The sequence below is a fragment of the Aeromonas sp. S19(2024) genome (assembly GCF_041402625.1).
Classification (GTDB): Bacteria; Pseudomonadota; Gammaproteobacteria; order Enterobacterales; family Aeromonadaceae; genus Aeromonas; species Aeromonas caviae.
On sequence record NZ_JBGLQU010000002.1, the window covers coordinates 297097 to 310086 of the forward strand.

A 12990-nucleotide genomic window follows, 5' to 3' on the forward strand; every position below is an offset into this window, starting at 1 on the left:
TTCCCTATATTGGGGGCGATCTGTGCTTTCCAAGGCGGGGGGCGGGCAGAAAAAAACAGGCCCCGTGACGGGGCCTGTGAAGCGGGCGGGATCAGACGGGCTGGTTCCCCGCCGGCGGCAGCGCCGGGCGGGATTCCACCTTCTGTTCGTCTCCCTGCATGTTCTTGATGTAGACGTCCATCTGGTTGAACGCGATCTCGATGCCATGCTCGCGGAACAGCACGTCGATGCGGCGGTTCAGCTCGTCGATGGCCGGGTTGCGATCCCCCAGCTCGCTCACGAAGAAGCGCAGCTCGTGATCCAGGGTGCTGGGTCCGAAGGTGAGGAAGTAGACGATGGGGGCCGGGTCTTTCAGCACCCGGCTGTTCTCCATGGCGGCCTGCATCAACAGCTTGCGGGTCAGATCCAGATCCGAGCCATAGGCCACTCCGACCCGGGCGATGACCCGGGTGACGGTGTCGGACAGGGACCAGTTGATGAGCCGCTCTATCATCAGCTGCTGGTTCGGGATGATCACCTCCTTGCGGTCGAAGTCGGTGAGGGTGGTGGAGCGGATCCTGATCTTGTTGACCGTGCCCGAGATGGTGCCGATGGTGACGGTGTCGCCGATCCGCACCGGGCGCTCGAACAGGATGATGATGCCTGAGATGAAGTTGGAGACGATCTGCTGCATGCCGAAACCGATACCGACCGAGAGACCGGCGGCCAGCCACTGCAGCTTCTCCCACTGGACCCCGAGCATGGCCAGCGCCGTCAGGCTGCCCACCCCGATCAGGGCGTAGTTGAGCATGGTGGTGAAGGCATAGGCCGTGCCCTGGGCAAGACGCAGCTTGGAGAGCACCAGCACCTCCAGCAGGCCCGGCAGGTTGCGGGCCAGCGACAGAGCCGCACCAAACACGAACAGGCCGGTCAGCACGTCGCTCAGGCTGATGGGATAGAGCACGGCGTTGGCCCCGGTCCCCTCGCTCTTGTGCCACAGCACCACGCTGTCGAGGTAGGTGAAGACCGCCACCAGATCAGACCAGAGCCAGTAGAAGGCGACGCCGAACACCAGCAGCAGCATGATGCGGGTCAGACGCAGGGACTGCTGGCTGACCTCTTCCAGATCCATGGGCTGCTCTTCGATGGCTTCGCCCCCTTCCGCATCCTCCTGGGTCTTGTGTTCCCGCTTGGCGACCGCGCGGCGATAGGCCAGACGGCGGGCCGCCAGCTCAAGACCGCGCAGGGCGGTGCGATAGACCAGACCCCAGATGATGATGAGGTAGAAGGACTCGATGAGCCTGCCGGTGAGTTTCAGGGCCGTGTAGTAGTAGCCGAGGGCTGCCAGCACCATCAGGGCCACCGGCGCCAGCGCCAGGGCGACGGCGGTCAGGGTCTGCAACATGCTCGCCTCGCCCTTGATGCGGGCGCGGGAGATGGGCAGCACCAGGTAGGCGGTCAGCCCCAGCAGCAGCATGGTCATGCCCTGGCCGATGACGTCGTTGCCAAGGGAGGAGGGTTCCACCACCGCCTTGGTCGACAGCATGATGAGGGGCAGCAGGGGCAGCCAGAGGTAGCGCATGCTGTTGCGCTTGGCCTGCAGCTCGTCCCGTGGCATGCGGAAGTGGGTCTCGCCGATGCCCCCCGGTCGCATCACCGACAGGTAGACGCTGAACACCAGGTAGCCGAGGGCCAGGTTCAGGGTGATCTGGAAGATGAGTTTCGGGCTCAGCAGACCGCAATAGGCGAGCAGCAGGCCGGCGGCCAGGATGAAGAGGGTGCCCGGCAGGCGTTGCAGCACGGTGAACAACAGGGCACGGGGGGTGTGCCACTGGCTGTCCTGACGAAAACGTCCCAGATCCTTGACGATCTTCTTCTGGCGCTCGAGCAGGGTGCCGCGCTTCCACAGCAGCAGGCCCCCCACCAGCAGCAGGGGCAGTGCCAGCAGAGAGACCGCCAGCAGCATGTCGCCCCAGCCGCTCCAGTCCGGTTTCAGCACCCAGTCGGAGGCCTGCTTGAAGGCCTGGGCCGGCCAGGTGATGAACCACTTGGCGTCGATGGGCTTGTTGCTGCTCACCCAGAAGATGTGCTGTTGCAGGGTGAACTCGATGGAGGCATAGACCCGGGTCAGCTGCTGCTGGGTCAGTTGCAGGCTGATGGCGTTGGTGAGCTGGGCATCCATCTGGCGGTTGAGCTGATCCAGCAGGCCGATGCGGGTGTCGATGAGCTTGGCAAGGCTGGCCCTGTCTTCGTCGCTCACCGTCTCGCCGCTGCTGGCGATGAGGTTGTCCAGATACTGGTTCTTCTGGAACAGCTGGTCACGCTGCTGGCTCAGTTCGAACTGGGCCAGGTGCAGGTCGGCGATCTGCTCCTCCAGGTTCTTCACCAGGGTGGAGGGGGCCGCTTCCAGTTGCTGGTAGAGCTGATAGAGGATGCGCGAGAGCAGCAGGTTGCCCTTGAGCATCTGCACCTGTTCGTTGAGGTTGCGCTCGGTCTGGGTGCCGCGCTCCAGCATGCTCTTCGCCTGCAGGTTCTTCTGGGCCAGGGTGTTGAGGCTGTTGGTGGAGCTGATGAGTTGCTGGCTGAGCTGGTAGTTGAGCTCCTGCTCTTTTTGCACCAGGGGGTTGTCTTCGGCGGCCACCAGTTCGCCGGTCTCTTCGGCGGTCTTCTCGGTGTCCCCCAGGCGCTTGGCGCTGCTCTGCTCCTGCAATGCCTGCAGTTTCTGCTCTTCACTGGCGAGACGGGCACTCTGGTAGTCCCGTTGCTTGACCACCAGATCCTGCATGCTGGTGCGGTTGTCCAGCTCCTTTTGCAGGTTGGCCAGTTGCAGATCCAGCAGGGCCAGCTCGGCATTAAGCTTCATTTTCTCGGCGCTGCTCACCCCGTCCCCGGCGTTGAGGCGGGTGCGGATCTCCTGGCTGCGCTGATAGGCGCGGCTCATGCTGGCCTGGGCCCGCTCCGGCAGGGTCTGCAGGTTGGTGATCTGGCTGCCGATGGTGCCAAGGGCCTCCTGGGCCGCCTGCATGTTGGCCATGATCTCGGGTTGGCGGGCATCGAGCTCCGCCAGGCTCATGGTGGCGTATTCGCTCTTGAGCTGCTCCGGGCTCTTGCCCTGGGTCAGGGCGTCGAGCTTGGCGCCGATCTCCTTGAGCTCTGCCGGCAGGGTGCGCAGGCGTTCGCTCTGGGTTTTGGCCTTGCTCTTCTCCTTGTCGATGCTGTCGAGGAGGGAGAGGGTGTCAGTCAGGAACTTCTGGTCCGCCTGCTGGCTGGCCGTGGGGGTGTCCGATTTGCCGAGGGCGTCGAGCGCCCGCTGCACGGTGGCGCGCTGGGGCAGATCCTGCGCCAGGGTGCTCGGGGTCCAGAAGGTGATGAGTAAACAGAGCAGCGGCAGCAGGGTGGCCGAGGCTCTTTTGAAGCGTGTTGAGAGCATAAAGCGTCCGGGTGATTATGCGATGTTCGGGGGATTTTCCACCAGGGTAAAATCCGCGTGGATTCTAGCACCGGCGCAAGAGGGGCAGCAGGGGGAGAGATAAAAAAAAACGGCGCCCGCAGGCGCCGCTTTCATCGGTTCAGGACTGATTACAGTACGTGAACGGAAGCGGTGTTGGTGGTACCGCTCGGTACCAGGGCACCGGAGACCATGACAACCACGTCACCCTTCACGCCCATGCCGATTTCCAGCGCGGCTTCTTTGCCGATGCGATAGAAGTCGTCGGTGGAGGCGATGGAGTCAACCACGTGAGCAACCACACCCTTGGTCAGCACCAGCTGGGCAGCGGTCTTCTTGTTGGTGGTGATGGCCAGGATCCAGGCTTTCGGGAAGTACTTGCGGATGGCCTTGGCAGACTTGCCGCCTTCGGTGGCAACCACGATCAGCGGGGCGTCCAGCTTCTCGGAGGTCTCTACCGCGCCTTTGCAGACCGCTTCGGTGATGCGCAGCTTGTTGCTGTCGTTGGCAGCAGACAGGTTGGACGGCATCACGGCATCGGTACGCTCGCAGATGGTGGCCATGATGGTCACGGCTTCCAGCGGGTACTTGCCCTTGGCGGACTCACCGGACAGCATGACTGCGTCGGTACCGTCCAGGATGGCGTTGGCCACGTCGCCAGCTTCGGCGCGGGTCGGACGCGGGTTCTTGATCATGGAGTCCAGCATCTGGGTCGCGGTGATGACCACTTTGCGGGCTTTGTTGCACTTCTCGATGATCATCTTCTGGGCGAAGATCACTTCTTCTACCGGGATCTCGACACCCATGTCGCCACGGGCAACCATGATGCCGTCGGAGACAGCCAGGATCTCGTCGAAGTTGTCCAGGCCTTCCTGGTTTTCGATCTTGGAGATGATCTGGATGTTCTCGCCGCCGTGGGCTTTCAGGTGCTCACGGATTTCCAGCACGTCTTCTTTCTTGCGAATGAAGGAGGCAGCAACGAAATCAACACCTTGCTCGCAACCGAAGATGAGGTCGCGCTTATCTTTCTCGGCCAGGGCCGGCAGCTTGATGGAGACGCCCGGCAGGTTGATACCCTTGTTCTCGCCCAGGTCACCGTTGTTGAGCACTTTACAGATCACTTCGCGCTCGGTGATTTCGATGACGTCCAGGCCAATCAGGCCGTCGTCAACCAGGATGCGGTTGCCGACGCGCAGGTCGCTGGCAAAGCCGGCATAGGTGACGGCGACTTTGTCTTTGTTGCCCACCACGGTCTGGTCGGTGGTGAAGGTGAAGGTCTGGCCGGCGACCAGGGAGACGTCGTTGCCGCCTTCGAGCTTGATGGTGCGGATTTCCGGACCCTTGGTGTCCAGCAGGATGGCTGCGTGCTTGCCGGTTTCGGCCATGACAGCGCGCAGGTTGCTGATGCGACCACCGTGTTCGGCGTAGTCGCCGTGGGAGAAGTTCAGGCGCATGACGTTCATGCCGGCATCCAGCATCTTGCCCAGCATTTCTTTGGATTCGGTCTTGGGACCGATGGTGCAGACGATTTTGGTCTTTTTCATGTCAGTCTTCATGGTTAAGGAATTTCCGCCGTGCAATATACACCAGTTTTTGGATACTTTTTATGATCCAGAAACAACGTTTTGAGCGAAAACGGCCTCAATTTGAAAGATAACGTTTTCGCTCACAGCTCATTTTAGGGGCTAAAATAATTGATTTTCCGCAACTGAGGCCATTTGGTTCCCATTTCTGGCCCCGCATCCTGCCCGATCCCATGTTGTTAAATGACAAACAACAGGGCCCCATTACGGCGGCGATCCGGTCCGATGCCGTTGGCCGTCATCCAGTGTAGTCACTCCCTCCCGCGGCGTCAGGGCGAAGCAACGCAAGGCAGGAGCCGGTAGGCCTACAGCGGAAAAAACGCCGCCCCTCCCGGCACGCCGGGAGGGGCGGCAGCCCTCTGGATCAGCCGAAGAACCAGTAGCCGCGGTTGACCAGCCGGGTCAGCAGTTGCAGGAAGCCCGCCTGATCGGCCAGTTCCACCAGCGCGTCCTGGGTGATGATGTCCTTGTCGCACAGGAGCACGATGGCGGCCGGATCCTCGCTCGGCAGGGTCCAGGCTTCGCCGTCGATGTAGCAGGTGCGGCTCTCGCCGCTGAACCAGACGCTGCGCAACCCCGGCACCTTGATGGCGGGCTCCCCCTGACTCAGCAGGTCGGCCACCTCGTCGGCGCTGTAGTCCGGCTCCACCGGATTGACGTCCAGATCGTGCTTGGCCTCGGAGATCATGGTGCCGAACCACTCCTTGAACAGGGTCTCGTCGTCGAGGGCCTGTTGCATCAGCTCCCGCAGGCGGTGCAGCTCATGGGGCTGGATTTCCCCGTGGCGGGCGCGGGGCTGGAGGTCCGGGTCGCCGTAACGTTCGGTGCGGATCTCGTTGTCGATCAGGTGATCGGCAAAGGAGGAGACAAGGGCCTTGGCGTCCGGTGCGCGGAAACCCACCGAGAAGTTCAGGGAGGGCTCGATGGCGTAGCCCTCGTGGGGGAATCCGGGCGGGATGTAGAGGATGTCGCCCGGCTCCATGATGACGTCGATGATCGCCTCGAACGGCTCGCAGTGCAGCAGGGCCGCGTGGGCGGCGAACTCGTTCAAGGGCTTGGCATCGCCGACCCGCCAGTGACGCTTGCCCTGACCCTGGGTGATGAAGACGTCGTAGTTGTCGATGTGGGGGCCGACACCGCCGTGAGGGGTGGAGAAGCTCACCATCACATCGTCAAAGCGCCAGCCCGGGATGAACTGGAAGGGCACCGCCAGCTCGTGCACCTCGGGTACCCAGTGGTTGCACGCCTGCACCAGCACGGTCCAGTTCTCTTCCCCCAGGTGATCGTAGGATTCGAAGGGGCCGTGGGCCGCCTCCCACTTGTTGTTGAAGCGGGTGACCAGGCGCGATTCGATCACCTCCTCCATGGCCAGACCCGCCAGTTCGTCCGGGCTGATGGGATCCTGAAAGTCGGTGAAACCGCCCTTGATGAGGAGCGGGCGCTTCTGCCAGTAGTGCTCGAGGAAGTGAGCGATATCCAGATTGAGTTGGTACATGGTGCTTCTCGTATCTTGTGAGAGGGCTTGCCCAAGGCGGGCTTGGGCAAGGGCTCTGAAATGGCCCGATAGAGGGTGATCATATCAAATGGGCCAAAATCAACGGGGGCCCTGCCGTCATGACAGAGCCCCCGCCGGTTCGGTTACATCACTTATTTCAGCAGATCGACCAGACGCTGGGCGTCGCCGATGTAGTTGGCCGGGGTCAGCTTCTTCAGCTCGACCTTGACCGCTTCCGGCAACTCCAGGGTGTCGATGAAGGTGCGCATCCCTTCGGCGTCGACGCGGCGACCACGGGTCAGCTCTTTGAGCTTCTCGTAGGGCTTCTCGATGCCGTAGCGGCGCATCACGGTCTGGATGGGTTCCGCCAGCACTTCCCAGTTGGCGTCCAGATCGGCGGCCATGGCGTCCGCGTTGGCTTCCAGCTTGGAGATGCCCTTCAGGGTCGCCTGATAGGCAATCAGGGAGTAACCCACCGCCACACCCAGGTTGCGCAGCACGGTCGAGTCGGTGAGATCACGCTGCCAGCGGGAGATGGGCAGTTTGCTCGCCAGGTGCTGGAACACGGCGTTGGCCAGACCCAGGTTGCCTTCGGAGTTCTCGAAGTCGATGGGGTTGACCTTGTGGGGCATGGTGGAGGAGCCGATTTCGCCGGCGATGGTGCGCTGCTTGAAGTGACCCAGGGAGATGTAACCCCAGACGTCACGGTCAAAGTCGATCAGGATGGTGTTGAAGCGGGCCAGGGCGTCGAACAGCTCGGCGATGTAGTCGTGGGGCTCGATCTGGGTGGTGTAGGGGTTCCAGGTCAGGCCCAGGGAGGTGACGAACTCCTCGGAGAACTGGTGCCAGTCCACATCCGGGTAGGCGCTGATGTGAGCGTTGTAGTTGCCCACGGCACCGTTGATCTTGCCCAGCAGCTCCACCGCCATGATCTGCTTGAGCTGGCGCTCCAGACGGTAGGCGACGTTGGCCATCTCCTTGCCCATGGTGCTCGGGGTCGCCGGCTGACCGTGGGTACGGGAGAGCAGCGGCATGTCGCGGTACTCGACGGCCAGGCGCTTGATCTCACCGATGAGCTTTTCGCAATAAGGCTTGATCACCTCTTCCCGGGCGGTCTTCAGCATCAGGCCGTGGGAGTTGTTGTTGATGTCTTCCGAGGTGCAGGCGAAGTGAATGAATTCGCTGACGGCGGCCAGCTCCGGGTTCACTTCCACCTTCTCTTTCAGGAAGTACTCCACCGCTTTCACATCATGGTTGGTGGTGCGCTCGATCTGTTTGATGCGGGCGGCATCCTGCTCGTTGAAGTTGCTGACGATGCCGTCAAGCACGGCATTGGCTGCCTCGCTCAGGGCAGGGACTTCCGGGATCCCGGCGTGGCTGGCCAGTTTTTGCAACCAGCGCACCTCGACTTCGACGCGAAAACGCAGCAGACCGAATTCGGAGAAGATAGGGCGCAGGGCATCGGCCTTGTCGCCATAACGACCGTCAATCGGGGAAACGGCAGTCAGCGCGGACAGCTCCATGGGGTGAACTCCTGATGATTGGTGTGGGGGTTAAAATCGTTTGGCCAGTTCCACCATCTTCTTGCGGGCGAAGATGATCTGGGTACGGCTGCCGCCGAGCTGGCGCCACAGCACCACGGCGCGGATGCCTGCGAGCAGCAGGGCGCGCACCTTGTGCTGCACCAGGGGCTGCTGCAGGAAGAGCGGGGTGCCCGCCACCTGGATGCGCGGCCCGATGGGGCTGATAAGGTCGCTGTAGATGCTCGCCATGTTGGCCAGGATCTGCTCGTCGAGCAGATCGAAATGCTGTTGCTGGCGGCCGATCTGGCTGATCCGCTCCCCCAGCATGTTGAGGATGTCCTTGCGCTTGGCGAGCTTGCGCTCCAGCGCGATCAGGCTCACCACGTAGCGGGTCAGCTCGGCATTCTTCTGGCTGCCGTCTGCCCCCAGCTGTTCCACCAGGGCGCGATAGCCGTCGCGAATGGCCAGGTGGCTGCCGAACACTTCCAGCGGCTGCGTGGGGTTGGTGACCAGAATGCTTTGCAGGCTCTCGCGCAGGGAGGCTTCGTCGCAGGAGCCGTCACGGGCCACTTTCTGCACCAGATAGGCGGCCTGGCAGATGCCTGCGAAGGCCATGGTTCTGTCTTGGAATTTGTCGCTCATATCTTCATGGCCCTGTTCTGTTCATTCACTGGCAGATGCCCGCAGCAGGTCATGATCCGGCCTTGGAATGTATCGCTCACGTAGGCTGCCTTCTGCTATTGGCTCAAACCGGATGGCTGAAACGCTGTTCTATGATGCCGCCGCCCAGACACACTTCCCCGTCGTAGAAGACGGCGGACTGGCCCGGGGTCACCGCAGCCTGCTTCTCGTCGAAGATGACCCGGATGGTCTCATCGTCGATGGGCTGGATCAGGCAGGGGATGTCTTCCTGACGATAGCGGGTCTTGACGGTGCAGCGGCGCGGCGCGCGAATGGGGGTGCGATCCACCCAGTGCAGCTGGCTCGCGACCAGGCCGTCGGAGTAGAGACGGGGGTGTTCCCCTTGTGCCACCACGAGGGTGTTGCGCTCCACCTCTTTGTCCACCACGTACCAGGCCTCTTCGGTGGCATCTTTGCGACCACCGATACCGAGCCCCTTGCGCTGGCCCAGGGTGTGGTACATCAGCCCCTGATGCTCGCCGATCACCTTGCCATCCACGGTCTCGATTTTACCGGGTTGGGCGGGCAGGAACTTGGCCAGGAAGTCCTTGAACTTGCGCTCGCCGATGAAGCAGATGCCGGTGGAGTCTTTCTTCTTGGCGGTGATGAGATCCAGCTGCTCGGCGATGCGGCGCACCTCGGGTTTTTCCAGATCCCCGACCGGGAACAGGCTCTGACCCACCTGGGCTTCGCTCAGGGTATAGAGGAAGTAGCTCTGATCCTTGTTGGTATCCAGACCGCGCAGCAGGCGAGGGCGGCCGGTGCTGTCGTCACGGCGCACATAGTGGCCGGTGGCGATGTAGGTGGCCCCCAGCTCTTCGGCGGCGAATTCCAGGAACGCCTTGAACTTGATCTCCTTGTTGCACAGGATGTCCGGGTTCGGGGTGCGACCCGCCTTGTACTCTTCCAGGAAGTGCTCGAACACGTTGTCCCAGTATTCGGCGGCGAAGTTGATGGTGTGGAGTTTCATCCCCAGCTTGTCGCAGACGGCCTTGGCATCAGCCAAATCCTGGGCGGCAGAGCAGTACTCGTCCGTGTCGTCTTCTTCCCAGTTCTTCATGAACAAGCCTTCGACCTGATAGCCCTGCTGCTGGAGCAGGTAGGCCGAGACGGAAGAATCCACGCCGCCGGACATGCCGACGATCACCTTGATTTGGCTGTTGTCTGTCATTAGTCGAAGTTACCAGTTCGTTTAAACGGGGCGTATTCTACCAGAGTTTTGCGCCCCCGGTCACATCTCCCTGCCGCCGTTCCCCTTGGGAGCCCGGTGGCAGGAAATCGTTTTTCTTGTCTCGGCCCCATCGCGTCAAAAAGAGCGTCAAATGGCGCTTAGATGAAGGCCTTGAGTGCCGACAGCGGCAGGCGGGTGCCTGCCAGATAGTCCTGGATACACTGCCACACCAGGGGGCTTCGCAGGGCGGGCTTGCACTCGGCAATCTCCTCCAGGCTGAGCCAGTGACAGGCCAGTACGTCACCGTCGGGATCCTCTGGATGGTGCTGACCGGGCGACTTTTCAAGGTCGAAGATGACGGCGGTGCGCACAAAGGTGGCCTCGCTGTCCGCCGGTTTGAAGAGGTAGACCCCGAGCCAGCCGGTGGGCGCGGCGGTGAGTCCGGTCTCCTCCTTCAGCTCGCGGCAGGCCGCCTGGATGAGATCTTCTCCCGGCTCCACGTGGCCGGCGGGCTGGTTGAAGCGGCGCTGGCCCGCAATCTCCTCTTCCACCAGCAAGAAACGCCCCTGCCAGTGCACCAGGGCGGCCACGGTGAGGCGGGTGGGCAGCGGTGGGTGATCGCTCATAAGGACTCCTTGTCTTGTTGGCTGTGCCCCGGCAGGGGCGCTCGATGCAGATCCGCTGTCGCCTTCATTCAGAGGGCTTGGTGCGAGCCGGACGGCGGGCGGTGGTGCGCCCGCCGCTGCGATTGCCGGGGCGCGGGTCTGCCCCGCGGCGCTCCCGCCCCTGGGGTGGCTCCTGATCTGTTGGCCGGGCGGTGCGGGGGGCGCTGCGGCCAGTGCCCCCGGCTGCGGCGGATGCCCGTGGTTTGCCTTGCGTGGCGGCTGGTCGTGGCGCGGTTGCCAGCTCGGGGGCGGGCAGGGCGCGGCTCTCTCCCGGCGCCAGACCATCGAGGGTCCACTCCCCGATGGCGTAGCGGATGAGGCGCAAGGTGGGGTGGCCGATGTGGGCGGTCATGCGCCGCACCTGGCGGTTGCGCCCCTCCACGATTGTTATCTCGAGCCAGCAGGTGGGGATCTCCCTGCGCTCGCGTATGGGCGGATTGCGTGGCCACACGGCAGGGTCATCCATGATGCGCGCCCCGGCGGGCAGGGTCATGCCGTCGTTGAGTTCCACACCGGCGCGAAGGGCGGCCAGTTGCTCCTCGCTCGGCACTCCTTCCACCTGCACCCAGTAGGTCTTGGGGGTCTTCTCTCCCGGCTGGGTGAGGCGTGCCTGCAGCTTGCCATCGTTGGTGAGCAGCAAGAGCCCTTCGCTGTCTCGATCCAGCCTGCCCGCGGCATAGATGCCGGGCTCTTTGATGTAATCCTTGAGGGTCTCGCGGCCCGCCTCGTCGGTGAACTGGCAGAGCACCATGTAGGGCTTGTTCAGGAGCAGCAGCTTGCGATCCGCCGGGGCGGGGGCCGGTTTGCGCTCGTTGACTCTCCCTGCGTGCCGGGCCTCCCGGCGTTGGGATGGGCGCACCGTGGTGGGCCCGCTGGCCGTGCGGCCTGCGTCAGGGCGGGCAGAGAGGGAGAGACGGGGACGGGCTGATTTCATCGCATGCCTACCAAAAACAGGGGATGGCGGAGTGTACCACAGGGGGCAGCCATCAGGGGGAGAGCGGGGCTCACCCTCTCTGGTCAGGGGGTGGCGGTGTCCGGCGTCAGTGCGAGGGAGAGACGCAGCATGTCCTTGTGCTGGATGCCGTGCTCCATCAGGGGCTCGGGATAGTGGATGAGGAAGTGATCCTTCACGACGGCATGGACGCGAAAGCCGTGGCGCTGGTAATAGGTGAGCTGGTGGCCGAAGCTGCCGGTACCGAGCTCGACGCGGCCTATCCCCTTCCCGGCCAGGTTCTCCAGCACGAAGCGCAGCAGGCCGGAGCCGATGCCCTGCTGCTGGCGGTTGGGGGCAACGGCGATGTTGAAGATCTCGGCGGTTTGCTCCCCCACCAGGCCCGCCACGCAGGCCCCCACGACCTCGTTGTCCGCCAGGGCGGCAAAGCCCCAGGCCCCGGGCAGGTAGGCGGCGATGCGCGACGCGGCGGGATCGGCCTCCAGCAGCAGGGCCAGCGGCAGGTGGGCGGGGTTCATCTCGACAAACGTCATCCTTGTTTCTCTCCCTGTTTGTGACGCCGCGCGCCGCGCAGCACGATGGCGGGCTTGACCGATGTGGTGGCCCGGACGGCGTTCCTCTCGCACGGCATCTCGCCCGGTGTGGATGCCACCAGCCGGATCAGGGTCTGCCACTGCTGCTTGCCGTGGGCACGCCCTTGCCCCTGTGTCCCGATGGGGTTCACCCGCGTCTCAGTGGGCGTCATGCCGGGGAACAGGGGGACTGGTCCCCGGGATCGGCGCCGGGCGGTTGAGCAGGAAGACCACCTCGCCCCGGTAATGGGGGGAGGCGGCCAGTGTTGTCTGCCAGGCGGGATCCCACTCCCCATCCTGCACCAGCCCTACCTTGAACGGGATGGTCAGGTGCGCCATGGCGGGCAGATAGGCCTGATAGCCCGGCACCGTGCGCGTGCCCTGATAGGTCTGGATCACCAGCTCGTCCACGGGCAGGCGATTGAGCTCTGCCACGTCCCCCGTTTTCGCCCAGTCGAGCAGCCCCGTCACGCTGAGCTTGCACCCGGGAGGCAGGGCACGCCGCAGTTGTTGCAGGGCGTTGCCATAGTGATCGAGCTGGCGGGTCGCCGCATCGAAGTCGATCTGGATGCCCGCCACCCTGGCCCCGGCCGCGCGCCACCCCTCGTAGAGGCGCACCAGCACCTGCTCGTGGGCGGGGGAGAGGGGGAGGGCGTTGACACGCACCACCAGCCAGACCTGCCCGGCCTTGAGGGGGGAGGGAACCCGCCCCAGCTTGACGAAGCGGGAGCCGCCGGGCCTGTCCAGGATCTCCCCCTGATGCAGATAGAGGGTGCTGGCCTGTTCCAGTACCGGCTGGTGGCGGGTGGCGGACCAGAGCCAGAACCCGTGATAGGCGCTGGCATCGACACTGGCCTCAAGGGGGGTGGCCAGGGCCGTCAGCAGCAGCGCCAGCAGGGCGCGTTCAGGGGGTCTGCTCAT

General features: G+C 63.5%; 11 protein-coding genes. All 11 read right to left on the reverse strand.

Annotated features, from left to right (window positions below; translation table 11 throughout):
- Window positions 1-91: 91 nt before the first annotated feature.
- The 11 genes from mscK to ACB037_RS05785 all read right to left on the reverse strand — a co-directional run bounded on the left by mscK (window position 92) and on the right by ACB037_RS05785 (window position 12990).
- Window positions 92-3409: a mechanosensitive channel MscK gene (mscK, locus tag ACB037_RS05735; RefSeq protein ID WP_052815748.1), complete on the reverse strand. Its 3318-nt coding sequence runs from the start codon at window positions 3407-3409 to the stop codon at window positions 92-94.
- A 149-nt stretch (window positions 3410-3558) separates the two neighbouring features.
- The gene (gene pykF / locus ACB037_RS05740) at window positions 3559-4971 is read right to left on the reverse strand and encodes a pyruvate kinase PykF (protein WP_010673615.1); all 1413 of its coding nucleotides are present in this window, start codon (window positions 4969-4971) and stop codon (window positions 3559-3561) included.
- A gap of 403 nt (window positions 4972-5374) precedes the next feature.
- Entirely contained in the window at window positions 5375-6505 is a 1131-nt protein-coding gene (locus ACB037_RS05745) for a JmjC domain-containing protein (RefSeq protein WP_371175017.1), read from the reverse strand.
- A 152-nt stretch (window positions 6506-6657) separates the two neighbouring features.
- The gene (gene purB / locus ACB037_RS05750) at window positions 6658-8028 is read right to left on the reverse strand and encodes an adenylosuccinate lyase (RefSeq protein WP_041214787.1); all 1371 of its coding nucleotides are present in this window, start codon (window positions 8026-8028) and stop codon (window positions 6658-6660) included.
- Between the two features lie 30 nt (window positions 8029-8058).
- On the reverse strand, window positions 8059-8670 hold the full coding sequence (hflD, locus tag ACB037_RS05755) for a high frequency lysogenization protein HflD (RefSeq protein ID WP_010673618.1): 612 nt from the start codon (window positions 8668-8670) through the stop codon (window positions 8059-8061).
- A gap of 103 nt (window positions 8671-8773) precedes the next feature.
- Window positions 8774-9880: a tRNA 2-thiouridine(34) synthase MnmA gene (mnmA, locus tag ACB037_RS05760; RefSeq protein ID WP_342040334.1), complete on the reverse strand. Its 1107-nt coding sequence runs from the start codon at window positions 9878-9880 to the stop codon at window positions 8774-8776.
- 158 nt (window positions 9881-10038) lie between these two features.
- Window positions 10039-10506 carry an NUDIX hydrolase gene (locus ACB037_RS05765; protein WP_039039255.1) on the reverse strand — a complete coding sequence of 156 codons (468 nt, stop codon included), beginning with the start codon at window positions 10504-10506 and terminating at the stop codon, window positions 10039-10041.
- 64 nt (window positions 10507-10570) lie between these two features.
- Entirely contained in the window at window positions 10571-11479 is a 909-nt protein-coding gene (locus ACB037_RS05770) for a pseudouridine synthase (protein ID WP_371175018.1), read from the reverse strand.
- Between the two features lie 83 nt (window positions 11480-11562).
- On the reverse strand, window positions 11563-12030 hold the full coding sequence (locus ACB037_RS05775; protein WP_371175019.1) for a GNAT family N-acetyltransferase: 468 nt from the start codon (window positions 12028-12030) through the stop codon (window positions 11563-11565).
- Entirely contained in the window at window positions 12027-12221 is a 195-nt protein-coding gene (locus ACB037_RS05780; RefSeq protein ID WP_052688017.1) for a hypothetical protein, read from the reverse strand. The genes ACB037_RS05775 and ACB037_RS05780 overlap by 4 nt, the downstream gene beginning before the upstream one ends.
- Before the next feature lie 7 nt (window positions 12222-12228).
- Window positions 12229-12990 (reverse strand): DUF3142 domain-containing protein, encoded by a 762-nt coding sequence (locus ACB037_RS05785; RefSeq protein WP_371175020.1) that lies wholly within the window; start codon window positions 12988-12990, stop codon window positions 12229-12231.